Raw genomic sequence first — 26,669 nt, forward strand, 5'->3', positions numbered from 1 at the left:
GTTAATCAACAGTGTTTCAGTCATCACTTTCATTTTATTTTCCGCCTTATTTCAAACCTTTTGATCACTCGTTTTGCCTCAAAAAAATTATTATTTTTGCCGGATGAAAGACCAGCAGATTTACGATTACCTCAAAAATTTCCTTACAGACGAAAGACTTTCCAAAATAGAACATTTTGCCCCGGAGAGTTCAGATTTTATACTTCCGGTGATTGAAGATATTTATCAGTTCAGAAATGCAGCAGCCATTGTGCGTTCCGTTGAAGCTTGTGGTTTTCATAAAGTGGTGGCATTACAGGAAGACAATAATTTCGAACCGAATTTGAGAGTCACAAAGGGTGCAGATACTTGGGTTGAAGTAGAAAGACTTCCCAGAAATATGGAGTCCTTCCAAAATATCAAAGACCGTGGCTACAAGATGGTTGCTGTTTCGTTAGAGAAAAATGCAAAATTTCTACCCGAATACGAAATTACCGAACCGATAGCTTTGGTCTTCGGAACCGAAATGCAGGGCGTAACTGAAGAAATTCTTGATTTTGCCGACGAGACTTTAGCGATTCCAATGTACGGTTTTACGAGAAGTTTCAATGTTTCTGTTGCGGCTTCAATCTGTATGTATGAACTAAAACAGAAACTGATCAAATCAGATATCGATTATAAATTAGACGAAGAAAAACTGCTGCAGATGAAAATCCGCTGGGCTGTAAATTCCATTAAAAGTGGACAGCAGATTTATGATAAGTTTTTGAGGGAAAATACATAAATTCATTTGATGAAAAATACAGTTGTGTTAATTGTCTTGATTTTGATTTTTTCATGTCAAAAAAATGAAAAATCGATATCTCATTCACTTGAAATAGTACAGCATTCTCCGGTAATTGCAAAAGATAAAATAGTTAAACTGTCCGACGGGGAAATTTTGAAAATTCAGGAACAGGAAGAGAAAGAAAGATCTCAAATAGTGAGAAAATACACAGTTTCGAAAAAAGGAAATGGTTTTGAATACAAGGTTTTCTGTGAAGAACAGAAAAGTGGACTTATCAATTTTCCAAAAGTAGAGGTTTTAAAGAGTGGAAAATTATTTCAAAAGTTAGAGGCTGAAAAAGATTCAACGTTGGTTTTGCATGATTATGAAGTGAGTTTTTCCTGTGATGAAGACTGGAATTTTGATGGTCATAAAGATTTTAAACTGATCAAGTGGGTAGGAATGGTTGACCAATCGTATTACCTGTGGCTTTTTGATAAGAAATCCGGCAAATACGTATTTTCTCCTTCATTCGGTAAAATTATAAATCCGGTTTTAGTTAAAAAGAATAAAGAAATCACGTCCGGTTATCACGCTGGTCCTTCCACTTATTACTACTCAACGTATCAGTTTAAAAAAGGAAAGTTTGTAAAAACACATTTTAAAATTGAGGGTGAAGGCGATTAAAACATCTGATTGTAATTCCATGCCGCTACAAAAACTCCAGCAGTTTCTGTTCTCAATCTCTGATTGCCCAAAGAAACCGCTCTAATTTCCTTTTCAGCCAAAAATAAAATTTCCTTATCCGAAAAATCCCCTTCAGGACCAATCAGAAAAGTGTAATTCTCAAGTTTTGGAATTTCATTCAGATTGATTCTTTCTAGATTTTCGTTGCAATGTGCTACAAAAGTGGTTTCAGAATTTATATTTTTGAGAAAATCAGGAAGTTTAATTAAATCATTAATGACAGGAAAATGAAATCTTAAGCTTTGCTTTGAAGCCGCAACCGCCTGTTTTCTGATTTTATCAATGTTCAGATTTTTGCGCTCTGTTTTTTCTGTTTGAAGAATAGTAATTTCAGAAATTCCCATTTCTACAGCTTTTTCAACGAAAAATTCAATACGGTCAATGTTTTTTGTCGGAGCAATTGCAATGTGAAGTTTTGGGTTAAAATCAGGAGTTTCAGTTTTAATTTCTACAACTTCGATTCCTGCTTTTTTTCCTTCAATAATCAATGTTCCGGAAGCCAGATTTCCCTTTCCGTCGGTTATGTGAATTTCTTCACCACTTTTCATACGGAGAACTTTCACAATATGCTGTTGCTCTTCGTCGTTGATAATTGCTTTTCCGTTATTGATTTCGCCAAAAAAAAGTTTCATAAATGATAAAAATTATAGTCTGCTTAAATTTTATTTAAAATGAATAATCTGCATTATCAAAAGTTGATTGAACGTTGTCAGACTGAGCCTGTCGAAGTTCCTTTCTGTAAACGGCTCCGTCAATTCTTTAATATTTAAAAATAAATCTCATTCTCACTTACAAAAGCAACTCCTGTTTTCATTGTCGTGTAAACATCGCCTTCGCAGTCTCTGTAAGAACACATGTAAATTTCTTCCACCCAAAGAGTATTCATGAAAATTAAATTCAGATATTCATTTTTTCTCAAATTATTTTTGATGGAAAGATAATCACCTTCTTTCGGTTCATAATCAAAACTGAAAACATTCTCAGCATTGATTTTTTCAATAATTTCTTCCTTTACGTTCTGAATAAAACCGGTCTCTGAACTTATCATTTGAAAATCATCTTCATCAAATTCAGACGAAGCATCATTTTTTCCTGTAATGGTTTCCAAAACCCAGTAGTATTTTGAGTTCTTTTTAGATTGGGTTCCCAGTATTTTTTCTTCCAGTAATATTTTCATCTGTTAATGTTTAATTTAATTTTTTTTAGAAATTTTCCAGCCTTGTCATCCTGAGCCTGTCGAAGGATTCATTGAAGTAAGGAATTTTTCTTTACAAATCGTATTTTGAAGTTGCAGTTGTTCTCAAATCTGTAAATTCTCCTCTCTCAAATTTCAGTTGAGCCACCATCGCAATCATCGCTGCGTTATCAGTTGTATATTCAAATTTCGGAATGTAAATATTCCAACCCAGTTTTTCGCTGTTGTTCTGCATTGCTTTTCTCAGTTCAGAATTGGCAGAAACGCCGCCGGCAATCGCAACATCTTTTATGTTTAAATCTTTGGCGGCTTTTTGAAGTTTATTCATTAAAATTTCAACAATACATTTCTGTACCGAAGCACAGATGTCATTCAGGTTTTCTTTAATGAAATCAGGATTTTTCTTTACTTCTTTCTGAATGAAATACAAAACAGAAGTTTTCACACCACTGAATGAATAATCATAATTTTCAAGCCGTGGTTTGTTAAACTGAAAAGCATCGGGATTTCCTTCCTTTGCAAGTATGTCAATAATCGGTCCTGCAGGATAATCAAGATTTAAAATTTTTCCGATTTTATCGAAAGCCTCGCCAGCTGCATCGTCTATTGATTTACCGATAATTTCCATCTCAAAATAGTCTTTTACAAGCACAATCATGGTATGTCCGCCGCTTACGGTAAGGCATAAAAACGGGAATTTCGGAGGCACGGGATTTGCATCGTCGATGAAATGTGCCAAAATATGTGCCTGAAGATGATTGACTTCAATCAAAGGTACGTTAAGGCTCATCGCCAGAGACTTAGCGAATGAAGTGCCCACAAGCAGGGAACCCAAAAGTCCGGGACCTCTTGTGAAACCTATCGCAGAAATTGCATTTTGTTGTATATTTGCTTTGACGAAAGATTTTTCAACAACAGGAATAATGTTTTGCTGATGTGCTCTGGAAGCCAGTTCCGGAACCACACCACCGTACTCGTTATGAATTTCCTGATTGGCTGCGATGTTGGAGAGAATTGTATTTCCTTTGATAATCGCCGCAGAAGTGTCGTCACAAGACGATTCGATACCTAAAATAATAGAGTCGCTCATTATAATGGCAAAGTTAGAGAATAATAACGAAAATAAGAACAAAAAATCGGTAAGTGAAAATCTGGGAGATCAGGTTCAGAAAACCGTAGATAATGTTCAGGAGTCGGTGAAAGAAGCTTCAGATTTTGCTGCCGAAGCCATTAAACATCCTATAGACACCGCTCAGGAATTGGGAAAGCAGGCTGCAAAGGATGTGGTAAGCTATTCGTGGTGGGCAAAATTATTGTTGATTCTTTTCTGGACGGTTCTTTCCATCGTCGTTCTTGTTTTTATAGCCATCAATTTACCGGTCACCAAAAGATGGGCTGCCGATCAGGCTTTGCAGATTGTCAACAGAGATTTTAAAGCTAAAATGTCTACAGAAAGTGTTGAAGTGGATTTTTTCGGCGACGTTACCATCAAAGGTCTTAGAATCAAGGATTATAAAGATGTAGATTTCATCAAGGCACGCGAATTCAAGGCAAATTCAGACTGGTTTTCTCTCGCAACCAATATCGGAAAACACAATTCTTTAAGTTTTAACGGTTTAAGATTGATTGATGCTGATATAAAGGTTATTACGTACAAAGGCGACAGCATCTCAAACTTCATCCGTTTTACCCAACTTTTCGACAGTGGCAAAAAGAAAGATTCCACTAAACCGCCATTTCAGTTAAATTCAAGACTGGAAATTTTAGATTCTAAAGTTTCAATCGTTAATCAGAATTCCGTGGGAGAGGCAGGAAAGTGGCTTACTGCAACGAATGTGAATCTCATTGCTCCAAAAGTAAAAGTAAATGGAGTCAACATCGCAGCCACCATCAATAATTTTACTTTTACCACAAAACGGTGGGGCAAGGCTCACTTTGTAGAGACGTTTTCCACAGACTTTGCGATGACCAAGGATTTCCTTTTGCTGAAGGATTTAACTTTTAATACAGATCATTCACTGCTTCAGGGAGATATTAAATTTAATTTAAATGATGGCTCGTGGGCAGGTTTCTCAGATAAGGTAAAATGGGAAATGGATATGAAGCTCGGAAGCCAGATCAGCGGCTACGACATCAGTTATTTTGTGACGAACTGGGATAATTTTATTCCTTTCAATGTGTCGGGGAAAATGACCGGACCTTTGAATAATTTTACGCTTGATAACTTCCTGATCAGAAATCCGTCTGTCAACATTGCCACCAAAAAAATGGAGGTAAAAAACTTATTGAAAGGCAATTTTTTAATTGAAACCAAAGATTTATCTGCGGACTTTACCTACATAGATTTAAAAGCGATGATGCCGAAATTCATCTCTGCTAAAATGAAGAATTTTGCAGACGATTTTGGTAAATTAAAATACAACGGAAGTGCAAGGGTAAATGCAAAAGAGGTTTATGTGTCCTCCGGAAATCTTATTACAGGAATCGGACAGGCGCAGATCACCAATTTTTCTTTAAGGGAATACAGTTCGCCAGTGCCGAAATATTCCGGTTTGGCAGTTGTGAAAGATTTGAATACTTCAGTGATCACCAAGAGCAAAGCTGTAGGTTTGATTTCTGGTAGATTTGATATTAACGGGCAGAGTTTCGATGTTAACACGATGAGAATTTCCACTAAATCCCAGATTTCAAGCATCGAAATTATGGATAGGGAAATAAACAATCTTAACCTCGACGGTCTGCTTGATCACAGGAAATACAACGGTCTCATCACCGTAAATGATGAAGAAGTAAAGGCGACTGTAAAAGGCTTAATAGATTTCAGTACAAAACGGATTTCTGCCGATGTGGATGCAGATATCAATTCTTTAAATTTAAATTATTTCACCGGACAGGCTGGAAAACAGATCGTCAGCGGAAAGATCAACGGGAAAATGGCGATGTCTGATCTGAATGATTTAGGTTTGGATGTGAGTGTAGACAATGTTCATTTTGCGAATGGAGGAAAACAATATCACATTCCTCACGCCAAAATCAATACGAGGGTAGAAGGTGGCAACAGAATTATTGATGTAAATGCTCCGGAAGCGATCAACGGACAGATTTCAGGGAAATTTAATCTCGCAGATCTTTCTGGAATGGTGCAAAATGGTCTGGCTAAAATTCTCGTCGGTCCTGCCCCAAGAAAACTCTACCGCGGACAGAAATTTAATCTGAATTTTGATATCGAACAGGGTTTGGTAGCGTTATTTATGCCTGATCTTCAGCTTTCTCAGGGAGCGAAAGTGGTCGCTGAATATGATGGGGAATCCAATAATTTAATTCTTGATCTTGATGCTGCTTCGATGAGATACATCATGACCAAACAGCAGGAAATTACCGATGCAGACCGTGCATTGGCAGAAGCGAATCCTAATTATAAAATCAACGACCGCCTCGTGATCACCCGCGACAGTGCGATGGTAGACAGTGTAAAAGTAAGAATCAATACAGCGAGTCTTGATCAGCAGATTTTTGCCAAAGTCAACAGACTTCAGTATAATCAGAATGTTCTCAAAGACATTACAATTACAGGTAAAAACGAAAATAATTCGCTGCTGAAAATTGCCACAAGCTTCAAACACGGAAGTCCACAGGATGAGGAAGATGAGAATCTTAAAAGTTACACCGTTAATTTCAATCAGTCGAGCAACGAATTTGGTGATTATGTTTTCAGATTTGAACCGACGGAAGTTAATTTTAACAACGTAAAATGGGCGATTGATACGAATCCTGCGCTCGATCATTCGATAACTTACCGAAAAAAGACAGCCAATTTTGAAATTAAGAACCTGAGAATTTTTTCTGATGAAAGTTCACTGCAAATTAACGAGTCCACTTTTAAATCTGCCAAAGATTTTTATGTAGATGCGGAAGTGAGCAATTTTGCCATAGGAAAGATTCTTGAAATGACTCCAAACGGAAACACCATGGATATCAAAGGTCTGGCGAACGGAAATGTGAAGATCAGGATGGATCAGAGCACGCTGCAACCGCTGGTAGATCTCACTATTGATGATATCATGATGAACGGAAATGATATGGGAGATATTACCATTTCTGCAACCAACAGTTTTTCACTGAACGTATACGATGTGGATGTAAAGGTGACTTCAGCAGGAATTATCGGAAACAATAATCTTCATCTCACAGGAACGGTGAATAACAACACAGCTACACCAACTATTGATCTGAATGCTGAGCTGGATGAGTTTGATCTCTCTTTTGCGCAGCAGTTTGTTCAAACGGTTTTCGGTAACATGAGAGGTAAAGCAACCGGTGACCTGAAGATCAACGGAACGATGAAAAACCTTGATTACAGCGGAAGTATTGGCCTGAAAGATTTTGGTTTAAAACTTCTTTTCACCGGAGTGGATTATTCATTTGACAATACAACTATTGATTTAACTAAAGGTCTTGCGATTCTGAACAATATCGGTGTGCACGATGGAAGAGCCAATTCCAAAGGAACAATTTCAGGATTGATCAGATTTGAAACACTTTCGTCGATGGGAGTTTCGCTTCTGATGAGAGCTGATAATTTATTAATGCTTGATACCACTCAGAAAGATTACGATTTGTTCTGGGGTAGAGTTTACGGTCAGGGCGAACTTTTCGTTGATGGGCCAGTTTCGGCTTTAAGTCTTTCAACCCCAAACATGAAGGCTTTGAATGGGAGTAATTTTACTTTTAATTCAGCTTCTACCTCAAATGTTGAGGAATTTAAAATGTTGAGATTTCTACAGGAAAACAAGAGCGGATTTGTAGTTTTGGAAGAAAAGAAAAAAAGCGGTGCCAATATGGATATCGATTTTAATCTTGATGTAGATAAAGGTACAAACGTAAACGTTCTGGTAGGCGATGACGTAGGAAACATCAATGTAAAAGGTGTTGCAGATGACCTCAGATTCAGAATGAGCCGCACAGGAAATATAGAACTCAGCGGAGATTACATTGTAGAAAACGGAACTTTCGTTTCGAAAGCAATCCTGAACAGAACTTTCCAGATCCAGAAAGGAAGCAGCATCAGCTGGGATGGCAACGCAATGACTCCAACCCTTGATATTACCGCCAACTATGTGAGAATGGTTTCCAATGCAGGGGAATACCTGAATATGGGAGTTGGGCCGATCAGCGTCTTGCTTCAGGCAAAAATTACGAGAACATTAAATGATCCTGATGTAAAACTGGGTGTAACGGCTTTGGATGTTTCCAGTCAGGTGAAAGAAGCTTTGGCAACAAGAATCAATCAGGCTGAAGGTGAAGATGTGTTACAGTTTGGTTCAATTTTACTTTTAAACAGCTTTAATACAACAAGTACGGTAAGTCTGGATGCCGCAGGTCTGGCGCAGTCTTCAGGTTACAATCTCGCTCTGAAGCAGCTCGGATCAATCATCAATACGATGAGCAGCGAGTTTCAGATCGATTTAAATTATATCCGTGGTGACGTCGGCTCTAATACAGGAGACCGTGCCAATGCAGGTTTGAGCTTTGCGCTTTCACCAAGAATTGAAGTTAAAACAGGTCTGGGAATACCGTTAAATCAGACTGAAGGAACAACTCAGAATTATTTGTCTGGTGAAGGTTCAATAGAGTACGATATTTCTAAAAAGAACGACGGAACGCTTATCTTAAGAGGATATTCTAAGCCCAGTAATATTGGAATGAGCAATGGAGCTAATGGAGCGGTGATCTCTAACGGTTCTGCAAATCAGGCGTATGGTGGCGGTATTGTCTGGAGCAAAAGTTTCAATTCTTTCTTTAAAAAGAAGAAAAAAGATAAAAAACCGGCGGTTAAGAATGATTCGATAAAAACAGATTCCGTAATTTCAACAAAGAAATAATCCTAAAATCATAATGATTTTTATCATATCTGTTAATTATAGTTAATATTTGATATTTTTTTTTCAGTTAAATAATTTTTCCTAATTTTGTAAAAAATTTATGGATTTTTTAGGAAAAATATAATTTCACTATTATGAACTATCAACTGGACGAAATAGACAAGAAAATTCTTGACTTCTTAGTAGAAAACACAAGAATGCCTTTTACAGAAATTGCAAAGCAGATGGATGTATCTGCAGGAACAATTCACGTAAGAGTAAAGAAAATGGAAGATGCGGGTATTATTTTAGGCTCATCTCTAAGCATTGATTATGGTAAATTAGATTATCACTTCACCGCTTTCATCGGTATCTTATTAACAAAATCAAACCGTACTCAGGAAGTTTTAAAAGAACTTTCTACATTACCAAACGTAATTGAAGCGAGCGTGATTTCAGGAAAATACAATATTTTCTGTAAAGTAAGAGCTAAAAATACGGATGATGCGAAGAGAATTATTTATCAGATAGATGATATTCAGGATGTTATGAGAACTGAGAGTATGATCTCTATGGAAGAATTCCTCAGCGACAAAAACAGATTGATCAACGCAATCACGATTTAATTTTTTTTACGATATAATTATTCAAAGGAACTTATGATTTTTTTTCATAAGTTCTTTATTTTTGCACTATGGAAAAGGAATATAAAGAATACAGTTATTTTGATGAAGATCCAAAAAAAGGCTGGGGTTTTATTTTAGCATTGGCTGCTCTGCTGCTGTTTACTTTTATGGGAATCGGGCTCGATCTTGATGAATATCTGCAACATGAAGCTTTAAACATTCCAAAAGGTTATTTTTACCTGATTTTCTCTGTAGACGCTTTGATGATTTTAGGAATTGTCCTGATTTTTTTCTACAGAAAAATCGGAATTTTTTTGTTTCCATTTATGCTGTTGATGCATTTCTTTATGCACAACTATTACCTTTCTACATTTTTGTACTCAGATATTACCAATCTTTTTCTGTTTACGGGCTTCGGAATGTTGGCAATTATCCCAAAATGGAAGTTTTTCAGATAATATTTTCCAAAAATTAATATTGAAAGGTGCCTTTTTTTTCGATTAATAAATAAAAACATTATTTTTGTATAAATTTTTAAAATTACTATGGCAGAATATACTTTTCGTGAGGTGATTGCACAGGCAATGAGCGAGGAAATGCGCAAAGACGAATCTATCTTTTTAATGGGTGAGGAAGTTGCAGAATACAACGGTGCTTACAAAGCATCTAAAGGAATGCTGGATGAGTTCGGTGCTAAACGTGTAATCGATACACCAATTGCAGAGCTTGGTTTTACAGGTATTGCAGTGGGTGCTGCGATGAATGGTAACCGCCCGATCGTAGAGTATATGACTTTCAACTTTGCGCTTGTTGGGATTGACCAGATTATCAACAATGCTGCGAAAATCCGTCAGATGAGTGGTGGACAGTGGAACTGCCCAATCGTTTTCCGTGGTCCTACAGCTTCTGCAGGTCAGTTGGGAGCAACGCACTCTCAGGCTTTCGAAAACTGGTATGCAAACATTCCAGGTCTTAAGGTGGTAGTTCCTTCAAACCCTTACGATGCAAAAGGATTGTTGAAGACTGCTATTCAGGATAACGATCCGGTGATTTTCATGGAATCTGAGCAGATGTATGGAGATAAGATGGAAATTCCTGAGGAAGAATATTATTTACCAATAGGAAAAGCTGATGTAAAAAGAGAAGGTACAGATGTAACTCTGGTTTCTTTCGGAAAAATCATGAAACTGGCTCTTCAGGCTGCTGAAGACATGGCTAAAGAAGGTATTTCTGTAGAAGTGATCGATTTGATGACCGTTCGTCCTTTGGATTTTGAAACGATTCTTACTTCAGTGAAGAAAACAAACAGATTGGTAATTTTGGAAGAAGCATGGCCATTTGGTTCAGTATCTTCAGAGATTACTTATATGGTTCAGCAGAAAGCATTTGACTATCTGGATGCACCAATCAAGAGAATTACAACTCCTGATGCTCCTGCTCCTTATTCATCCGCACTGTTTGCAGAATGGTTCCCGAAACTTGAAAAAGTAAAAGAGGAAATCAAAAACGCAATGTACGTTAAGTAAAAATTAAACGATTATAGAAAAAAACTTCCGAAAGGAAGTTTTTTCATTTATTCTATTCATCGATAAAAATTCTTCGGGTTATAATTTTAGTATAAATTTGCCCGTTTAAAATTTTAAAATTGCTGATATGGCAGAAGTTACAGAAGGCGGTCATCATATTGATCTGAAAAAGCTTTCTTTTGTTGGGGTTTTGGTCTCGTTAGGGATTGTATTCGGGGACATCGGAACCTCGCCTTTGTATGTAATGAAGGCCATTGTAAATGCGCGGAAGGGTGGAGGCTCATCCATGTCGATCAACGATTACATTGAGGGAGCGCTTTCCTGCATCATCTGGACGCTAACTTTGCAGACTACGGTCAAGTACGTGATTATTGCTTTAAAAGCAGACAACAGAGGTGAAGGCGGTATCCTGGCTTTATATTCTTTGGTTAAAAAGCTCAAGAAAAAATGGCTCTACGTCGTGGCCATCATCGGTGCTTCAACTTTGGTTGCAGACAGTGTAATTACGCCGTCTTTAACGGTAATGTCGGCCATTGAAGGTTTAAAAATCTACAATCCGGAAACGCCTGTTGTTACTATTACTTTAATTATTCTTTTTGTAGTTTTTGTTGTACAGCAATTCGGAACAGCTTTCATCGGGAAGTTCTTCGGACCTGTGATGGTAACGTGGTTTCTGGTGTTGGGAGGTTTTGGTTTCATGCATATTTTTGATCATGTTGAAATTTTAAAAGCTTTCAATCCGATGTATGCTTACAACCTGATCACGCATTCGCCAAGTGCGATTGTGATTATGGGTGCTGTTTTTCTTTGTACGACAGGAGCAGAGGCTCTGTATTCAGATTTGGGACACTGTGGAGCTAAAAATATTCAGTTCAGCTGGGTTTTTGTAAAACTGATGTTGATTTTAAATTATTTAGGTCAGGGAGCCTGGCTTTTGGATAATTACGAGCAGGTCTATAACGGAACCAATCCGTTTTTTGGTATTATGCCGGAATGGGCTGTTCTTCCTGGAGTAATTTTGGCAACTTTAGCGGCGATTATTGCAAGTCAGGCGGTAATTACCGGTTCATTTACGATGTTTTCTGAAGCGATGTCGATTTCTTTCTGGCCTAATCAGCATATCGAATATCCATCTGGGGTAAAAGGTCAAATGTACATTCCTAAAGTGAATTGGGGATTAATGATTTTATGCTTTATTGTGGTAATATTTTTTGAGAAATCAGAGAATATGGAAGCGGCTTACGGTCTTACTATAACCATAACCATGTTGATGACAACGATTTTACTCACCTACTGGCTCAGCCGTACAAGACTGAATAAAATCTTCATTTTTGGTTTTGCGTTGATTTATTTTGTCTTGGAATCAGGCTTTTTCTATGCAAATGTTACAAAATTCCTTGATGGTGGTTGGCTGACTATAGTTTTAGGCGGATTTATCGCAGTCTGTATGTATGCATGGTACAACGGCCGACTTTTGAAAGCTACCTTTACCCAATACGTTAAAATCAGCAAATACGTAGAAATTATCAAAGACATGAAACTGGATAATACGATTCCAAAATACTGTACCAATCTCGCTTATCTCTCCAGAGCAAAGAAAAATGATGAGGTGGAATCTAAAATTATCTACTCAATCATTAAAAAACAGCCGAAGAGAGCAGATCATTATTTCATTTTAAGTATTATCAATCAGGAAGATCCTTATACTTTTAAATATACTGTGGATGAAATTTTGCCTGGAACGATTTTTAAAGTTAATTTCCTTCTCGGATTTAAAAGAGACAGAAGAATCAACGATTACTTTAATATGGTGCTGAAAGATTTAATGGCAGACGGAACAATACCTTCACGAAGCAGCCACCCTTCTCTGAGAGCATACAATATTCCGCCGGATCTGAAATATGTAATCATCGATAATACCTATATCAACGATATGCTTCTTACGGTGAAAAACAAGATAACACTCAATATTTACAACTTCGTGAAATATATTGGCAGTGATGATTTCAAGTCATGGGGCGTTACATCACACAATGTAGTGGTGGAATCTGCACCGCTCACCGAAGAAGCAGTAGCCAATAAAGACAGAATTCAGCAGGCGAAGTTTGAACGTCATGATTCTTAAAATAAGTTAATCAGGATGATCCGATTTTATATTCAATAAAAAATCGATAAATTTGTAGTATAAATTGATTAATGGATACTTTACAGAAAGAAAAAAATATAACGCTGATAAAAGATGTTTTACGAAACTATTTATTGGAAAAAGGTTTCAGAAATACACCTGAACGTTACACTATTTTAGAAGAAATATACGGGATGGATCATCACTTCAATGTTGATGATCTCTACCTGTTGATGATGCAGAAGAAATACCATGTTTCAAAAGCGACCATCTACAATACAATTGAGATTTTCCTTGATGCAGGGCTGATCCGTAAGCATCAGTTCGGAGAAAAAACGCTGACTTCATCTTCCTACGAAAAATCTTATTTCGACAAACAGCATGACCATTTGGTGATCTACAAAAAAGATTCAGACAAAGAAATTCAGGAGATTATAGAGTTTTGTGATCCTCGTATTCAGGGGATTAAGGAAGCAATTGAGCAGGCTTTTGGCGTAAAAATTGATTCGCATTCGCTGTATTTTTACGGCACCAAGAATGATTAATTAATGAAGATATTCTGTTTTTTGTTAATTTTCCTCGCTGCATTTTTTAAGGCACAGGAAAAACCTAAACCTGTACAAAAAGATCCTTTTTTACAAAACAATTCTGCAAAAACACCATCCGGCCCCGGAAAGAAGGTGAAAATCATCAATGCAGATGAGATCATTAAAGATCCCAAAATATACGATGGCAATCAGACGCTGAAAGGAAATGTGAAGGTTGAGCATCAGGGGTCTATTTTAAGTGCAGATATTATCGTTATTTACGAAGAAGAAAACTTTGCCAGAGCAATTGGTAATGCCAGACTTGTAAATCCCGATGGTTCCGTTATCACTTCTTCAGAAATGGAGTACGACGGAAATACTCAGAAAGGTGTAGCCAAGAAAAACGTTGTTCTGAATGATCCCAAAGGCACCATCATTAAAACTGAAACGCTTTATTATGACAGATTGGGCAATCAGGCGTACTACAACACAGGAGGAACAATCAATGACGGTAAAAGCACTACTTATTCAAAATCTGCAACTTATTTTTTAGATACAAGAACGATCGATCTTACCGGGAGGGTAAAGATTGAAGACCGGGAATATACGCTGGAAGGTGATAATGTGGTTCAGAACCAGAATACCAATGTCGTGACCATCAACGGTTATACCGTAATCACCAACAAGAAAAATCCTAAGAACAGGATTATTACAGAAAAAGGTACTCATAACATGAATACCAAAGAATCTTTTCTTACAAAGAATTCAAAGATTTACTACAACGATAAAATCCTCACCGGTGACGAACTGTACTTTAATCAGCTTACAGGTTACGGAACAGGAACCGGAAACGTGACTCTCGATGATCCGTTGGAAAAACGGTACATCAAAGGTGGCTACGGTGAGATCTATGAGAAAAAAGATTCTGCGATGATGACTAAAAGTCCGTATGCAGTTAAGATTTTAGAAAAAGATTCCATCTATTTTGCTTCAGAAAAGATTCTTTCTTATCAGAAACCGGATACATTGGACGTTACAAAAAAGAAAAGTTTTTTAAGGGCTTTCAAAAAGGCAAGAATTTACAAATCTAATGCGCAGGGCAGGGCAGACTCTATCGCTTTCGACGAAACCGACGGGATCATGCACATGTACAGAGATCCTATTCTCTGGAGCGATCAGAAGCAGGTGACCGGCGATAAGGTGGAAACCTATTTCAATACCGCAAACGAAAACATAGATTCCATTAAAGTAATCGGAAACGCATTGGCAATAAGCAAGGCAGATTCTCTGAATATGAAAGATGAATTTAATCAGGTAAAAGGAAAGCTGATGACTGTCTATTATCAGGAAGGAAAAATTCACGAAGCGAAAGTTATTGGTAATGCCCAGGCCATTTCTTACGTAGACGATGTGGATGCAGTGACTAAAAAACCGGTAAGAATCGGGATCAACCTCTCATCATGTGGGATTATTGGTGCTCTGTTTCAGGATCAGGCGCTCTACATTCTTTCGTGCAATATCGGTGCGACTGACGATACCTATCCTATGAGTATGATTGAACCCTCCAAACGGAAATTCCCCGACTTCAACTGGAACACCAAAGACCGGATACGGAAATGGCAGGACATCCTTGTCGATACCCCCAATTACGAGGAAATACAATATGAATCGGATACCTCGCTCTACGATCAGTCTCAAAAAATAATTGATGACGCAAAAGCTAAAGAGGAAGCGAAAAAACCGAAAAGAGTACGTAAATAAAATAGAAAATCAGAGTTTTTGGCTCTGATTTTTTATGGGTTTAAGATTTCTTTTGAAAGGTTGCCAGTTTGGTTTTTTAAATCCTTTAGCTGCCGCACGAATCCTTTCGTGTGGCATTTTTTTAAACAATCCCAACTTTCTGAAGTCTCCTGACTTCGGAGTTTCATTTTCTCCCAATTTCTAAAAAACTTTCCTCCCAATCTTATTATCTTTGCCCAACCATTTTTAAATAAAATCATGCAAAAGGAATTTTTTAAATATCAGGCACAGACGACGCAGTTTGCCGCAGGTTTTGAAGTTGAAAAAGCAGTGGGAAGTTATATTTATGGAACTGACGGCAGAAAATATCTTGATTTTGTTGCCGGAGTTTCTGCCAATACTTTGGGTCACTCTCATCCGAAAATTGTCAGTGCCATTAAGGACCAGGCAGAAAAATACCTTCACGTGATGGTTTACGGCGAATATGCTCAGGAAAAACCGGTTGCACTTTGCCAGCTTTTGGCAGAATCAGTTCCCGATCCTTTGCAAGTTACTTATTTGGTTAATAGCGGGGCAGAAGCCATTGACGGCGCTTTAAAATTAGCCAAAAGATATACCGGAAGAGAAGAGATTATTTCGATGAAAGATGCTTACCATGGCAATACCCACGGTGCACTTTCAGTAGCAGGAAATGAATATCACAAAAGGGAATTCCGTCCGTTGTTGCCGATGGTAAACTTTATAGAATTTAATAATGAAGCAGACTTTTCAAAAATTACTGAGAAAACAGCCTGTGTTATTGCTGAAACCATTCAGGGTGCAGCGGGATTTTTGATGCCTTTAGAGAATTACTTTGGAAATCTTAAAAAACGTTGTGAAGAAGTGGGTGCTCTTTTAATTTTAGATGAAATTCAGCCTGGCTTTGGACGAACGGGAAAATTGTTTGCTTTCGAACATTACGGAATCGTTCCGGATATTCTGGTAATGGGAAAAGGGATGGGCGGCGGCGTTCCGGTGGGCGCATTTATGAGTTCCAGTGAAATTATGGAAACCCTTTCGCATTCGCCGAAATTGGGTCATATCACAACTTTCGGGGGAAATCCTCTGATTGCAGCTTCAAGTCATGCCACTTTAAAAGAAGTTTTGGAAAGCGGAGTGATGAATGAGACTGATGCTAAAGAAAAACTTTATAGAGAACTTCTGGTTCATCCTAAAATTAAAAATATCAACGGAAAAGGTCTGATGCTCGCTGTGAATTTAGGCTCACCCGATTTCACACTTCATATTGCCAAAAAATGTATGGAAAAAGGTCTTATTGTTTTCTGGCAGCTTTATCGCAATGAATACATGAGAATTTCTCCGCCACTCACGATTTCTGAAGATGAAATCCGCAAAGGTTGTGCTGTAATTCTGGAGGCTTTAAATGAAAATTAACCGTCAGTAAAAGCTTTGCAAAGTCTTATGACAAAAATCATAAACCTTTTATAAAAAAGTAACCTCTGTTTTGTTAAATAAAAAAATTAATTTATATATTGCGACACGATTAAAACAGAGATAATATGGCGAAAAATAAAGTCCATTATGAGTTTCCAATGCACTGTCTGTCAGAGATTTTATACGAATATTTGGCTACAGCAGAGGGTTTGTCAGAATGGTTTGCAGAGGATGTTGTGGAGAAAGGAGACGATTTCTTTTTCAGCTGGGGCGGCGGTCCTGCTGAGAAGGCTACATTAATCAGATATAAGCCTGAAGGTTTTGTGCGTTTCAGATGGGAAGAAGATGAAGGGACCAAAAATTTCTTTGAAATGACCATTACAATTGATGATATTACAGAAGATTTAGCCTTGAATATCACCGATTTCTGCGAGGAAGGTGATGAAGAGGAAAACGCAATGTACTGGGAAAATCTGATTGAAAACCTCAGAATAAAATTAGGTGCTGCCTAAGAATAAAATATCAATGGATAAAACTGATGAACGATTTATCGTTCATTATTTTTTTAGCTAAACTCAGAAAAATTGAAAAATTATATTTTTACTTCCGGAACTGTGGAAGAAGCCAACAGAGCTTTTACGATGGGTGATGCCGTGAAAGTTTCCTTTTTTATCAGAAATTCAAAACTGATCATGGACGAAGAATGCTATTTCTTTTTAATGGCATCCATGCGGAAAATGCGTCTTAATATTCCTTTAAGCTACACTTTGGAGTTTTTTCAGAATCTTTTCAATACCGAAGTCATTCAGGGGAAATCTGTATCCAATGGAATCATCAACTTTTTGGCTTTCAGAAATAATGATGGAATAACGCTTTCAAAATCTTCTGTTTCTTATTTTTACGAAGTTTCCGAAGTGAATGATGTTTTAGATATTCATCAACGGGCTTTAGAATTGGATTTAATTAAAGAAATCAACGTCAATACCAATCTTTTAAGCAATATCAGGGTTCATTCGCCGGAAAATATTTATGGGAGCATTTATGCCGAAGAAAATGATCTGGATGATGTAATTTTCCTTAATCCAAACAAAAGAATTGCCCGCACCACGTTGGGAAATCTTCTCTTTCTGGAGGAAGACACCATTAAAATTCCGAAACATACGGAAGGTGCTTACATTTCGCCTTTGCTGGAGAATTTTGTGACCTTTTTGGATAAAAATAAACTTGCAACGATTCAGGAAAGTGAATTGATTGCCTTCGAATCTCAAAAAGCTGAAGAAATTCTCTTGATTTCTGATGAAAAGGGAATTTTTTCAGTAGGGAAAATCCGCAATAAAACCTTTACCAATTCAGGATTTAGGGAACTGGTAAATCAGTGGAAAGCAGGTTTCTAATAATTGACAAACCCGGTAAACAACGTTTCAAGTCCTTTACCGGGTTTTTTCTGAACCAGTCAGATTTGTATTTTTAATCTATAACTCGCTGAAAATCTTCTCAAACTTAGCTGCAACTTCTTTTTGCCCTTCTTCGCTTGTAAGATATTTTCTGTCTTTTGTACTGTTAATGAAGCCTAGTTCAACCAAAACCGCAGGAGATTTTGACTGTTTTAAGATATGAAGATTTTTTTCTTCAATTCTACATTCGCCTAGATTTTTTGAGATAATTTTTGCTAAATTTTTTGATTCTTCCGAAGATTGAGTGTAAATTTCAGTTCCTTGCCTGTCAGACTCAGGTTTTGGGCTGCTGTTGACATGAAGAGAAATTACAGCTGCAGGATTCAGTTCGTTGATTTTATCCGTACGCTCGCTTAGGGAGGAATTTAAATCTGAATCTCTCGTTAAAACAACTTCATAATCAGAATCACTGTTGTTTCGGCTTTTAATCTCACGGGCAATCTTAAGTACAATTTCTTTCTCAGAAAAACCGCTGTGTTTAGCTCCGAAATCATCACCGCCATGACCGGCATCGATCACAATTATTTTCTTGTTTAATGGGGTAAAAGATAAAAAAGATGCTGCAAAAAGAGCGCAGCCAAAAAGTTTAAGTGCTTTCATATCAATCAGAATTTTATTTATCCAAATAACGTGAAATCTATCTTAAAACTGCGTTAAAAACTACTTAAAAAAATGTTAATATTTGAATTTCAATCCTTTGTAAATCTAATTCATTGAAATGTCTTCAGGTGAATTGGCCCAAAGCAGAAATTCGCCACCCAGATTCTGCATGATTGATTTCCATAAAGTCTGATCATTTGGAAGCGTGTAATCTAGATTGTAGACGTCCACCACAGTCCATACCTTCCGTGAAATCTCGTCCTCCAGCTGGCCTGCCATCCATCCGGAATATCCTGAAAATATTTTCAGATCATTTACACTCAGTCTGTTGGTCATCACGGCATTAATTACTTCCTCTACATTTTCCGTCAGATAAAATTCACTGTTGATTTCAGAATAACTATCAGTAATTTTTTCACCTTTTATAATGAAAAAAACTTTGTCGTTTTCAACAGGTCCGCCATCGTAAACATCGATTTTAAATTCAAAAAGGCTCTTAAACCGTGTGCTTATTTTGGAGTTTTTTTTATTGAGAATAAGCCCGAAACTTCCATTCTGATCATGATCAATTATGAGAACCACAGACCTCGAAAAAATATCACCCGAGATATCAGGTGTAGAGATTAATATTTTACCTTTGTACGAGTAATGCATACTCAAATGTAATAAAAAATCTTTATGGAAAATCTGCACGATAAGAGAAAAGTTTACGAAAAATTACAACTTATTGAAAATGAGATTAAACAAAATCCTTTCGAGCAGTTCAGAGACTGGTTTTTGGAAGCTACTGAGAATCCTGCGGTATCAGAATCCAACGCAATGGCCGTGTCTACAGTAGAAGATGACGGTTGCCCGCGCACCAGAATGGTTTTATTGAAATCTTACAGTCATGATGGATTTGTATTTTTCACCAATTATGACAGCCGCAAAGGAAAGTCTATTGAAAAAACGCATAAAGCCTGTCTTCATTTTTTTTGGCCATCACTGGAAAGGCAGATCATCATCAAAGCAGATTTGGAAAGAATTGCTGAGAATTTAAGCGACGGATATTTTCATTCCAGACCAAAAGGAAGTCAGCTGGGAGCGGTGGTTTCGCCTCAGAGCGAAAAAATTCCGAACAGAGAATTTCTTGAAGATAAACTTAAAAATCTGGAGCAGGAATTTGAAAATAAAGAAATATCAAGACCGCAAAACTGGGGTGGCTACATTGCAAAACCTTACGAAATTGAATTCTGGCAGGGAAGACCTAACCGATTGCACGATAGGATTATATACGAGTTGGGAGACTTGGATTGGGAGATTTCACGTTTAGCGCCATAATTTTCACTTTTAAAGCACAAAAAAACCTCATCTTGCGATGAGGTTAATTTTTTATAATCAGATGATTATTTCTTTTTCTTCTTATCACTTGCACCTGCAACAGCAGTAGCCAGTTCAGCGCCAGCCTTAAATTTAGCTACTTTCTTGGCAGCGATTTTAATTGGCATCTTAGTAGCAGGGTTAATCCCCTGTCTTGCAGCTCTTTCAGCTACAGAAAAAGTACCGAAACCTACCAATGAGATTTTTCCGTCTTTCTGCTGTAAAGTAGAAGTTACATTGGTCATAAAAGATTCTAGAGCAGCTTTTGCTGCAACTTTAGTAATTCCTGCATCTTTTGCAATTGCGTCGATTAATTCAGACTTGTTCATAATTTGTAATATTAAAAGTTAGTTTGTTATAAAAGCAAATTTAATACAATTTTCATATTGTGCAAATTTTTTGGTAAAACTTATTGAAATTTTCATAAAACTGAAAAAATCGTTACATTTTGCTAATTTGAAAACTGACGAAAAATACGCATTTGCAGCCGCTAAAATTGTGCCAAATGCCCTAAATATAATGTTTTACGAAAATTGGTCAATTTTATTTTGATTTTATTAAATCCTAAATCTGTAAAATTTGATAAGTAATATCAAAATATGATTGAAAATCTGCTAAAATAATTTTATTATCAATTAAAATTCATCAATCGAATTAATATTAAAATTGAAGGGGTCACAGGATTTTAAATAGGTTACATTTTGGAAAATTATTAATAAATTTGCACCATGTTTATAGAAGTTTTCAAATCTAAAATTCACAGGGTAAGAGTTACGGCTTCAGACCTTAATTATATAGGAAGTATTACCATAGATGAAGATCTGATTGATGCTGCAGGTTTGGTAGTTGGAGAAAGGGTTTACATCGTGAATGTAAACAACGGTGAGCGTTTCGACACTTACGTTATCAAAGGAAAAAGAAAATCCGGCGAAGTTTGTCTGAACGGTCCTGCGGCAAGAAAAGTGCAGCGTGACGATATCATCATCATCATTGCTTATGCTCAGATGAGCCCTGAAGAAGCCAGAGATTTCCAGCCAAAAATTGTTTTCCCTGACGAAAAAACCAATCTTCTTACCTAAAACAATGGAAGAGAAGAAAAAAAGTCCCCTAAAAAGTTTTTTAACGATCCTTATTTCATTGGCTTTTGCAGCTTTCTTTTTGTGGTATGCTACAAAAGGACTTGATTTTAAGGTTATTCAAAAATCCTTATCCAAAGCAAATTATTGGTGGGTGGCTTTCGCAGGTGTTTTCGGTTTGTTAGCTTATTGGTTTCGTGCCGTTCGTTGGAATCTTCTGTTGGAACCGATGGGTCACAAAATCTCCAGTTCAAACGCTTTGTGGAGTATCTCTTTCGGATATCTGATGAATCTTACCATCCCAAGAAGTGGTGAAGTGGCTCGTGCTACGGCTTTGTATGGGGTTGAAAAAGTTCCTGTAAGCAAATCTGTCGGCACTATTATTTTGGAAAGAGTGATAGATCTTGTCTGTATGATGGGTTTCCTTCTTTTAACGGTAATTTTTAAATTTGACACCATTATTTCTTTTTATGATTATGTCACTGCTAAAAAAGAAACAACTACAGAAAAACAGGTTCCCAGCGGTTTTGAAGAGTTTTTGATGAAGATTGGGATACAGGATTTTGCATTCTTCTACATGACCGTCAAGATTTTTGTGGCTATACTGCTTGTAGCTGTTGTGGTCTATTTGATTACATTTAAAAAAGCACAGCTCATTAATTTTGCCAAAGGGATTTGGGAGGGTATTGCTTCCATCTCAAAACTGGAGAAGAAGGGACAATTTATTTTTTATACACTTGCCATTTGGATTTCATATTACTTTGCGGCATATTTAGTTTGTTTTGCGCTTCCCGAAACGTCAGATTTTACTTTTGCAGACGGCTTTTTCATTATTGTTGTCGGTACTTTAGGAATGATCGTTCCTGCCAGCGGAGGCATCGGAGCTTTCAATCTTGCCATGAAATATGGTTTTATGACCCTTTTTCTTGCCATGGGCAAAAATGGCGATGCTGGCGGTGAACTTGGGATTACTTACTCATTTATTTCTTTGCCATTGCAGTTATTTCTGATGCTTATTATGGGCGGAATCTCTGTAATCATGCTGGCAAGAGAACGAAGCAGGGTAGTGGAATCTTCGCACATTTAGTCTTTAATAAAACTCATTCCGGTTTAAAATCTTTAACTTTACTGAAAGCGATTTTTTATGCATTTAAAAAACGATCTCAGTAAGAAACTTCGTACTCAATTTCCTATTATTCAGGCGCCGATGTTTGGGGTGAGCAGTCCGGAAATGACGTCAGCAGCAAATAATGCAGGCTGTTTGGGTTCTTTGGCTTTGGCAGATTTGTCCGCTGAAAAATCCTTGGAACAGATTCAAAAAACGAAAAAACTCACCAATCGTGATTTTTCACTCAATATTTTTGTTCATCAAATTCCTGAGGTTACTGAAAAACTGAAAACTGATTTTTCTAGAACTAAAGTGTTTTTGGAAAATTTAGCTTCAGAAAATAATATTCAAGTTCAATTACCTGATTTTGATGATATTAAACTAAATTCTTACCACGAACAAATCGAAGCGGTAATTTCTGAAAAATGCAGAATTTTAAGTTTCACGTTTGGAAATTTAGATTCAGAAAGTATTCTTAAATTAAAAAATAATAACCTCCTTCTGATTGGAACCTGCACTTCTGTTGAAGAAGCGATACAACTTGAAAATTCCGGAATCGACATCATCTGTGTTCAGGGTTGGGAAGCTGGCGGACATTGTGGAAGTTTTAATGATGAAAATATTCCGCAGATTGGCGGTTTTTCTTTACTGGCGCAGGTTTTTGATGCGGTAAAAGTTCCTTTGATCTACGCTGGCGGAATTTATAATGCCCAGACTTTAAATGCTGCAAAAGATTTGGGAGCACAAGGATTTCAGATTGGAAGTATGCTTTTGGCTTCTCAGGAAAGTGCCCTATAGGATTTTGAAAAACAGCGGTTGTTTAAAGTAAAAGAAAACGAAATTATTTTAACGAAATCTTTTTCCGGAAGATTGGCGCGGGGAATTCAAAATACTTTTACAAAAACGCTGGATGAGTCTTCTTACATCCTTCCGTATCCTTACATGAACAAACTGACCGCTGCATTCAGAACCGCTGCGAGAGAAGCTAAAAATGCCGAATTTGTCAATCTTTGGCTGGGACAGTCCATTCAAAAATACAGTAAAGATTCTACGGAAGTTATTTTAAAAAATTTTATTCAGGACTGCGAATCTTTTTAACGAAAAAATCCCTTTCAAATGAGAAAAGGATTTTGAATTTTATATAAATTTAAACTTTAGTAAGTTGGAACTGTTCATTATCAATACTAATTGATTTAAATACAACTTAATTTTCATCTTTGATGAAACTCAAAAATCTTAATCAATTATCTTAAAATTTTAATAACCTTAATGGTTTAAAATCTTAAACTTACTTCGTCAAATCAAGTCCGCCGAAATTTCCTGAACTCATCATCATATATACACCTTCGGTTTTGTCTAAAGTATTCCAGTATTCATGAAGATCTTCAGCATTGGTAAAGACTTTCAGATTTTCATTTTTAAATTTTTCTTTAATCAATTCAGGAGAAATGGCTTCCATCCTTTTGATTTTCAAAGCGTCTTCAGAGTAAAATACTATTGCATCTTCAGGTCCATCCATCGCATGATCATACTGTTCCAGAAATACAGGATTCAGGCTTGAATATGTATGAAGTTCAAGAAAAGCGTGTTTTTTTTCATTTTTAAACTGCTCGCAGAACGCTTTTACGGCTGCTTTTACCTTACTTGGTGCGTGTGCGAAGTCTTTGTAAAGAATTCCGCCATCATTTCTTTCTACTTTCTCCAGACGTTTTGAAGCACCCTTAAAACTCATAATCGCTTCATAGAATTCTTCATCCATAATGCCTAAGGTGTGGCAGATATGTCTTGCGCCTTCAAGATTTAACAGATTGTGAGCTCCAAAAACAGAAAGCGGAACATTGCCCATCACATCGGTTTTCAAAAGAACTTTTCCGTTGCTGATTTCGTATTCAGGAGTTCTGTAAGGCATTTTTCTGAAATAATTTTCAGCATTTTCCACTACTTTTACGACTTCGGCATCTTCTTCATTATAAACCAAAACACCGCCAGGCGTAATGCTTGCAACGAATTTTCTGAACTGCTCGATATAATCATCAAATGTTTTAAAAACATTAATGTGATCCCACGCAATACCGCTCAGCAAAGCGATATTAGGCTGATACAACAAAAATTTTGAACGTAAATCAATAGGAGAAGAAAGGTATTCATCACCTTCCAAAACCATAAAATCGTTATCCTCCGTAAGTTTCACCATACAGTCGAAACCTTCCAGTTGTGCACCAACCATGTAATCTACATCTTTCTGATGAAAATTGAGGACGTGCAAAATCATCGATGTTATTGTGGTTTTGCCGTGAGATCCTGCGATGACAACTCTGGTTTTATTTTTAGCCTGTTCGTAAAGAAATTCAGGATAAGAATATATTTTTAAACCTAATTCTTTAGCTTTTGCCAGTTCAGGATTATCGTTGTGGGCGTGCATTCCTAAAATAACAGCATCGATATCCGAACTTATTTTTTCTGGAAACCAACCTAATTCTTCGGGAAGAATATTTTTGTTTTCAAGTCTTGATCTTGAAGGTTCAAAAATAGCATCGTCTGATCCGGTTACCTGATATCCTTTGTCTTTAAGAGCGATGGCTAAATTATGCATCGCACTTCCACCAATGGCAATGAAATGGGTTTTCAAAATTATTTTGTGTTATTTACGTTGTTGTCTATGATTTTCTGGAAAACTTCTACAATATTTTCCCATTTTTTCTGGTCAACCGCCATGATCAGGCTTGCATCTGACTTGCTTCCGGAATTTTTACCTTTTTTAACCGTGATGGTCACGGAAGCACGGTCGTAGATTTTTTTGCGGTCTTCAATAATTTTTCTGAATTGATTTTCGCTTAAAACTTTATCGATATTCTGAAGTTCAGCATCAGAAATCTTAAATTTTTTCCTTGTCTTTTTTCCGTTGGACTCCAGCGAGTAAAACACCTTGTTGTCTTTGATCAAAAGGTTTTCATACATCGGGGCATAACCTCCGGCTTTTGCGTAGCTGAAATCAAATTCTGAAAAAGCCTTTTGTGTATTGCAGGAGATTAGAAATGTGAGAATCAGAAAAAATGCAGCTAATTTTTTCATTTGTTTTTAGTTTAAAGGATTGTTACCCTGTGATTTTTTGGCCTTTAGCTCTTCGTCGTAGGTATGAAGTACATTAAAATCTTCAGTCTGCTCAATGGCTGTCATAATTTTCAGAAGAATATCGTGAGAATTTTCTGTGTCGTAATCAATATCCAAAGGTGCTTTAAATTCCATGGTTGGTTTTACTCCGGTTACTTTTACACGAAGTCCTTTCTTATCAAAAGCTCGTCTGAAGCCATTAATTTTAATCGGAATTACAATTGGCCGCTGATTTTTTACCAGTTTGGCAGTGCCACGTCGTCCCTGAGCAAAAGCTGCTGTTGTCCCTTGCGGAAATGTCGCTACCCAGCCATTCTGTAAAGCTTTCATAATGTTGTCAACCTCGGTAAGGTCTACCATCCGGTTGACATTTTTTCCTTCAGCTCTCCAGGTTCTTTTTACTGTTACTGCACCGGCAACTTTGAAAATTTTAGGTAAAATCCCTTTATTCATCGTTTCTTCGGCAGCTACGTAATAAAAGTCGATTTTTGGGTTAAGCAGATAGATCGGGTTTTTGATGGTATTGAGATACCCGTTGTTCACCGAACAGAATGCGTGATACATCGCAGCCACATCAGCAAAATAGGTCTGATGGTTGGATACAAAAAGTACGTTGGAATCCGGAAGGTCTACCAAATGCTCGGTTCCAGAGATTTTTAGTTTATTAAAACCATTAAATCTTCTGTAGGAAACGATACCGAGAATAAAGATGATAATCCTTTTTAAAAAGTAAGGAGTTCCGAATGCATCGGTAAATATATTTTTTTTGGCCATGCTTCAGTAAAAACGATTGTGCAAAGTTACATTTTTTTAAGTAATTGGCTGAATTCGCTCAATATCATTGCGGTTGCACCCCAAATGATGTATCCGTTAAAATTGATTACCGGAACTTCTTTTCCACCTGCGGCATCTAGCGTCATCAGTTCAGGTGTATCCGGGAGATTCAGAAATGAGGTGATGGGAAATTCTATAACTTCCACAGCTTCACTTTCCTGAAGAATAAATTCAGGGTTTCTTTTTGAATACGAAATGAACGGATAAACATAAAAATTACTTGGCGGAATGTAGATTGGTGACATTTCACGGATAATTCTTACATAAGGCTTTTCGAGACCAATTTCTTCGGAAGTCTCGCGGATGGCTGTCTCAGCAAAATCTCTGTCAAATTCTTCTCTTTTTCCGCCTGGCAGGGAGATTTGTCCGCTGTGACGATCTCTTTGATTTTCAGTTCGCTGAATCAGTGGGAAGTACCATTCATCATGTTTCAGATAGATCACAATATTGACAGCGGCAAATTTTGGATTTTTCTCTAAAACCTGCTCATAAGTAAAAACCGGACGTGATGGAGGCGAAAAAATGCCGTGCGCATCTTCACCGCTCAGTTCTGTCTTTTTGATTTTATTTAAAAGGTCTTTTCCGAAACTTTTCATAGGGT

The 26,669-nt window shown here is 37.0% G+C and carries 25 protein-coding genes and 1 pseudogene; 16 read left to right on the forward strand and 10 right to left on the reverse strand.

The features are described from left to right. The first annotated feature begins 103 nt into the window (after positions 1–103). Both NG809_RS14020 and NG809_RS14025 read left to right on the forward strand, forming a co-directional pair. Positions 104–763: a TrmH family RNA methyltransferase gene (locus NG809_RS14020; protein WP_262151646.1), complete on the forward strand. Its 660-nt coding sequence runs from the start codon at positions 104–106 to the stop codon at positions 761–763. A gap of 9 nt (positions 764–772) precedes the next feature. Continuing rightward, positions 773–1,432 carry an XAC2610-related protein gene (locus NG809_RS14025; RefSeq protein WP_262151647.1) on the forward strand — a complete coding sequence of 220 codons (660 nt, stop codon included), beginning with the start codon at positions 773–775 and terminating at the stop codon, positions 1,430–1,432. On the opposite strand, the gene NG809_RS14030 is transcribed toward NG809_RS14025, so the two are convergent. The 3 genes from NG809_RS14030 to tsaD form a co-directional block, all read right to left on the reverse strand. Further along, positions 1,429–2,124 carry an RsmE family RNA methyltransferase gene (locus tag NG809_RS14030; protein WP_262151649.1) on the reverse strand — a complete coding sequence of 232 codons (696 nt, stop codon included), beginning with the start codon at positions 2,122–2,124 and terminating at the stop codon, positions 1,429–1,431. The genes NG809_RS14025 and NG809_RS14030 overlap by 4 nt on opposite strands. A gap of 134 nt (positions 2,125–2,258) precedes the next feature. Next, positions 2,259–2,669 carry a hypothetical protein gene (locus NG809_RS14035; protein WP_262151650.1) on the reverse strand — a complete coding sequence of 137 codons (411 nt, stop codon included), beginning with the start codon at positions 2,667–2,669 and terminating at the stop codon, positions 2,259–2,261. Between the two features lie 91 nt (positions 2,670–2,760). Further along, positions 2,761–3,777: a tRNA (adenosine(37)-N6)-threonylcarbamoyltransferase complex transferase subunit TsaD gene (gene tsaD / locus NG809_RS14040; protein WP_262151653.1), complete on the reverse strand. Its 1,017-nt coding sequence runs from the start codon at positions 3,775–3,777 to the stop codon at positions 2,761–2,763. 4 nt (positions 3,778–3,781) lie between these two features. Here tsaD and NG809_RS14045 point away from each other — a divergent pair, with 4 nt between their 5' ends. From NG809_RS14045 to NG809_RS14090, 10 genes are all read left to right on the forward strand, one after another. Next, positions 3,782–8,569 (forward strand): translocation/assembly module TamB domain-containing protein, encoded by a 4,788-nt coding sequence (locus tag NG809_RS14045; protein WP_262151655.1) that lies wholly within the window; start codon positions 3,782–3,784, stop codon positions 8,567–8,569. 134 nt (positions 8,570–8,703) lie between these two features. Then, positions 8,704–9,174, forward strand: a complete 471-nt coding sequence (locus NG809_RS14050; RefSeq protein ID WP_262151657.1) for an Lrp/AsnC family transcriptional regulator — start codon at positions 8,704–8,706, stop codon at positions 9,172–9,174. A 68-nt stretch (positions 9,175–9,242) separates the two neighbouring features. Further along, positions 9,243–9,632: a hypothetical protein gene (locus NG809_RS14055; RefSeq protein WP_262151659.1), complete on the forward strand. Its 390-nt coding sequence runs from the start codon at positions 9,243–9,245 to the stop codon at positions 9,630–9,632. A gap of 87 nt (positions 9,633–9,719) precedes the next feature. Next, on the forward strand, positions 9,720–10,700 hold the full coding sequence (locus tag NG809_RS14060; RefSeq protein ID WP_262151661.1) for a pyruvate dehydrogenase complex E1 component subunit beta: 981 nt from the start codon (positions 9,720–9,722) through the stop codon (positions 10,698–10,700). Positions 10,701–10,827: 127 nt separating this feature from the next. Beyond that, entirely contained in the window at positions 10,828–12,825 is a 1,998-nt protein-coding gene (locus NG809_RS14065; protein ID WP_262151662.1) for a KUP/HAK/KT family potassium transporter, read from the forward strand. Between the two features lie 71 nt (positions 12,826–12,896). Further along, complete coding sequence (locus NG809_RS14070; protein WP_262151664.1) at positions 12,897–13,370, forward strand: Fur family transcriptional regulator; 474 nt, start codon at positions 12,897–12,899, stop codon at positions 13,368–13,370. A gap of 3 nt (positions 13,371–13,373) precedes the next feature. Next, positions 13,374–15,113 (forward strand): OstA-like protein, encoded by a 1,740-nt coding sequence (locus NG809_RS14075; protein ID WP_262151665.1) that lies wholly within the window; start codon positions 13,374–13,376, stop codon positions 15,111–15,113. A 237-nt stretch (positions 15,114–15,350) separates the two neighbouring features. After that, on the forward strand, positions 15,351–16,526 hold the full coding sequence (locus NG809_RS14080; protein ID WP_262151667.1) for an aspartate aminotransferase family protein: 1,176 nt from the start codon (positions 15,351–15,353) through the stop codon (positions 16,524–16,526). Positions 16,527–16,651: 125 nt separating this feature from the next. After that, positions 16,652–17,038: an START-like domain-containing protein gene (locus NG809_RS14085; protein WP_056033608.1), complete on the forward strand. Its 387-nt coding sequence runs from the start codon at positions 16,652–16,654 to the stop codon at positions 17,036–17,038. 72 nt (positions 17,039–17,110) lie between these two features. After that, positions 17,111–17,920, forward strand: a complete 810-nt coding sequence (locus tag NG809_RS14090) for an aminotransferase class IV (protein WP_396124866.1) — start codon at positions 17,111–17,113, stop codon at positions 17,918–17,920. Positions 17,921–17,998: 78 nt separating this feature from the next. On the opposite strand, the gene NG809_RS14095 is transcribed toward NG809_RS14090, so the two are convergent. Beyond that, the gene (locus tag NG809_RS14095) at positions 17,999–18,580 is read right to left on the reverse strand and encodes an N-acetylmuramoyl-L-alanine amidase family protein (protein WP_262151672.1); all 582 of its coding nucleotides are present in this window, start codon (positions 18,578–18,580) and stop codon (positions 17,999–18,001) included. 105 nt (positions 18,581–18,685) lie between these two features. Beyond that, the gene (locus NG809_RS14100; protein WP_262151674.1) at positions 18,686–19,234 is read right to left on the reverse strand and encodes a YqgE/AlgH family protein; all 549 of its coding nucleotides are present in this window, start codon (positions 19,232–19,234) and stop codon (positions 18,686–18,688) included. Between the two features lie 24 nt (positions 19,235–19,258). On the opposite strand from NG809_RS14100, the gene pdxH reads away from it, so the two are divergent. Continuing rightward, complete coding sequence (pdxH, locus tag NG809_RS14105) at positions 19,259–19,900, forward strand: pyridoxamine 5'-phosphate oxidase (RefSeq protein WP_262151676.1); 642 nt, start codon at positions 19,259–19,261, stop codon at positions 19,898–19,900. Between the two features lie 65 nt (positions 19,901–19,965). On the opposite strand, the gene NG809_RS14110 is transcribed toward pdxH, so the two are convergent. Further along, positions 19,966–20,268 carry an HU family DNA-binding protein gene (locus NG809_RS14110; protein WP_262151677.1) on the reverse strand — a complete coding sequence of 101 codons (303 nt, stop codon included), beginning with the start codon at positions 20,266–20,268 and terminating at the stop codon, positions 19,966–19,968. Positions 20,269–20,667: 399 nt separating this feature from the next. Here NG809_RS14110 and panD point away from each other — a divergent pair, with 399 nt between their 5' ends. The 3 genes and pseudogenes from panD (at position 20,668) to NG809_RS14125 (ending at position 23,221) form a co-directional block, all read left to right on the forward strand. Next, complete coding sequence (panD, locus tag NG809_RS14115; RefSeq protein WP_056033595.1) at positions 20,668–21,018, forward strand: aspartate 1-decarboxylase; 351 nt, start codon at positions 20,668–20,670, stop codon at positions 21,016–21,018. A gap of 4 nt (positions 21,019–21,022) precedes the next feature. Beyond that, on the forward strand, positions 21,023–22,102 hold the full coding sequence (locus NG809_RS14120; RefSeq protein WP_262151681.1) for a lysylphosphatidylglycerol synthase transmembrane domain-containing protein: 1,080 nt from the start codon (positions 21,023–21,025) through the stop codon (positions 22,100–22,102). 57 nt (positions 22,103–22,159) lie between these two features. Next, positions 22,160–23,221 (forward strand): annotated as a pseudogene (locus NG809_RS14125) (NAD(P)H-dependent flavin oxidoreductase). A gap of 190 nt (positions 23,222–23,411) precedes the next feature. Here NG809_RS14125 and NG809_RS14130 read toward each other — a convergent pair. Genes NG809_RS14130 through NG809_RS14145 form a run of 4 tightly spaced genes read right to left on the reverse strand, consistent with a single transcriptional unit; the run spans position 23,412 to position 26,664 of the window. Continuing rightward, the gene (locus NG809_RS14130; RefSeq protein ID WP_262151682.1) at positions 23,412–24,752 is read right to left on the reverse strand and encodes a UDP-N-acetylmuramate--L-alanine ligase; all 1,341 of its coding nucleotides are present in this window, start codon (positions 24,750–24,752) and stop codon (positions 23,412–23,414) included. A 2-nt stretch (positions 24,753–24,754) separates the two neighbouring features. Next, positions 24,755–25,195 carry a hypothetical protein gene (locus NG809_RS14135; protein WP_262151683.1) on the reverse strand — a complete coding sequence of 147 codons (441 nt, stop codon included), beginning with the start codon at positions 25,193–25,195 and terminating at the stop codon, positions 24,755–24,757. 6 nt (positions 25,196–25,201) lie between these two features. Then, positions 25,202–26,008: a lysophospholipid acyltransferase family protein gene (locus NG809_RS14140; protein WP_262151685.1), complete on the reverse strand. Its 807-nt coding sequence runs from the start codon at positions 26,006–26,008 to the stop codon at positions 25,202–25,204. A 26-nt stretch (positions 26,009–26,034) separates the two neighbouring features. Then, entirely contained in the window at positions 26,035–26,664 is a 630-nt protein-coding gene (locus NG809_RS14145; protein ID WP_262151687.1) for an NUDIX hydrolase, read from the reverse strand. Between the last annotated feature and the right edge of the window lie 5 nt (positions 26,665–26,669).

The sequence above is a fragment of the Chryseobacterium foetidum genome (genome assembly GCF_025457425.1).
Lineage (GTDB): Bacteria > Bacteroidota > Bacteroidia > Flavobacteriales > Weeksellaceae > Chryseobacterium > Chryseobacterium foetidum.

Coding starts and splice junctions, on each gene's coding strand:
- NG809_RS14020 (WP_262151646.1), top strand. CDS start 104: ATGAAAGACCAGCAGATTTACGATTACCTCAAAAATTTCCTTACAGAC.
- NG809_RS14025 (WP_262151647.1), top strand. CDS start 773: ATGAAAAATACAGTTGTGTTAATTGTCTTGATTTTGATTTTTTCATGT.
- NG809_RS14030 (WP_262151649.1), bottom strand. CDS start 2,124: ATGAAACTTTTTTTTGGCGAAATCAATAACGGAAAAGCAATTATCAAC.
- NG809_RS14035 (WP_262151650.1), bottom strand. CDS start 2,669: ATGAAAATATTACTGGAAGAAAAAATACTGGGAACCCAATCTAAAAAG.
- tsaD (WP_262151653.1), bottom strand. CDS start 3,777: ATGAGCGACTCTATTATTTTAGGTATCGAATCGTCTTGTGACGACACT.
- NG809_RS14045 (WP_262151655.1), top strand. CDS start 3,782: ATGGCAAAGTTAGAGAATAATAACGAAAATAAGAACAAAAAATCGGTA.
- NG809_RS14050 (WP_262151657.1), top strand. CDS start 8,704: ATGAACTATCAACTGGACGAAATAGACAAGAAAATTCTTGACTTCTTA.
- NG809_RS14055 (WP_262151659.1), top strand. CDS start 9,243: ATGGAAAAGGAATATAAAGAATACAGTTATTTTGATGAAGATCCAAAA.
- NG809_RS14060 (WP_262151661.1), top strand. CDS start 9,720: ATGGCAGAATATACTTTTCGTGAGGTGATTGCACAGGCAATGAGCGAG.
- NG809_RS14065 (WP_262151662.1), top strand. CDS start 10,828: ATGGCAGAAGTTACAGAAGGCGGTCATCATATTGATCTGAAAAAGCTT.
- NG809_RS14070 (WP_262151664.1), top strand. CDS start 12,897: ATGGATACTTTACAGAAAGAAAAAAATATAACGCTGATAAAAGATGTT.
- NG809_RS14075 (WP_262151665.1), top strand. CDS start 13,374: ATGAAGATATTCTGTTTTTTGTTAATTTTCCTCGCTGCATTTTTTAAG.
- NG809_RS14080 (WP_262151667.1), top strand. CDS start 15,351: ATGCAAAAGGAATTTTTTAAATATCAGGCACAGACGACGCAGTTTGCC.
- NG809_RS14085 (WP_056033608.1), top strand. CDS start 16,652: ATGGCGAAAAATAAAGTCCATTATGAGTTTCCAATGCACTGTCTGTCA.
- NG809_RS14095 (WP_262151672.1), bottom strand. CDS start 18,580: ATGAAAGCACTTAAACTTTTTGGCTGCGCTCTTTTTGCAGCATCTTTT.
- NG809_RS14100 (WP_262151674.1), bottom strand. CDS start 19,234: ATGCATTACTCGTACAAAGGTAAAATATTAATCTCTACACCTGATATC.
- pdxH (WP_262151676.1), top strand. CDS start 19,259: ATGGAAAATCTGCACGATAAGAGAAAAGTTTACGAAAAATTACAACTT.
- NG809_RS14110 (WP_262151677.1), bottom strand. CDS start 20,268: ATGAACAAGTCTGAATTAATCGACGCAATTGCAAAAGATGCAGGAATT.
- panD (WP_056033595.1), top strand. CDS start 20,668: ATGTTTATAGAAGTTTTCAAATCTAAAATTCACAGGGTAAGAGTTACG.
- NG809_RS14120 (WP_262151681.1), top strand. CDS start 21,023: ATGGAAGAGAAGAAAAAAAGTCCCCTAAAAAGTTTTTTAACGATCCTT.
- NG809_RS14135 (WP_262151683.1), bottom strand. CDS start 25,195: ATGAAAAAATTAGCTGCATTTTTTCTGATTCTCACATTTCTAATCTCC.
- NG809_RS14140 (WP_262151685.1), bottom strand. CDS start 26,008: ATGGCCAAAAAAAATATATTTACCGATGCATTCGGAACTCCTTACTTT.
- NG809_RS14145 (WP_262151687.1), bottom strand. CDS start 26,664: ATGAAAAGTTTCGGAAAAGACCTTTTAAATAAAATCAAAAAGACAGAA.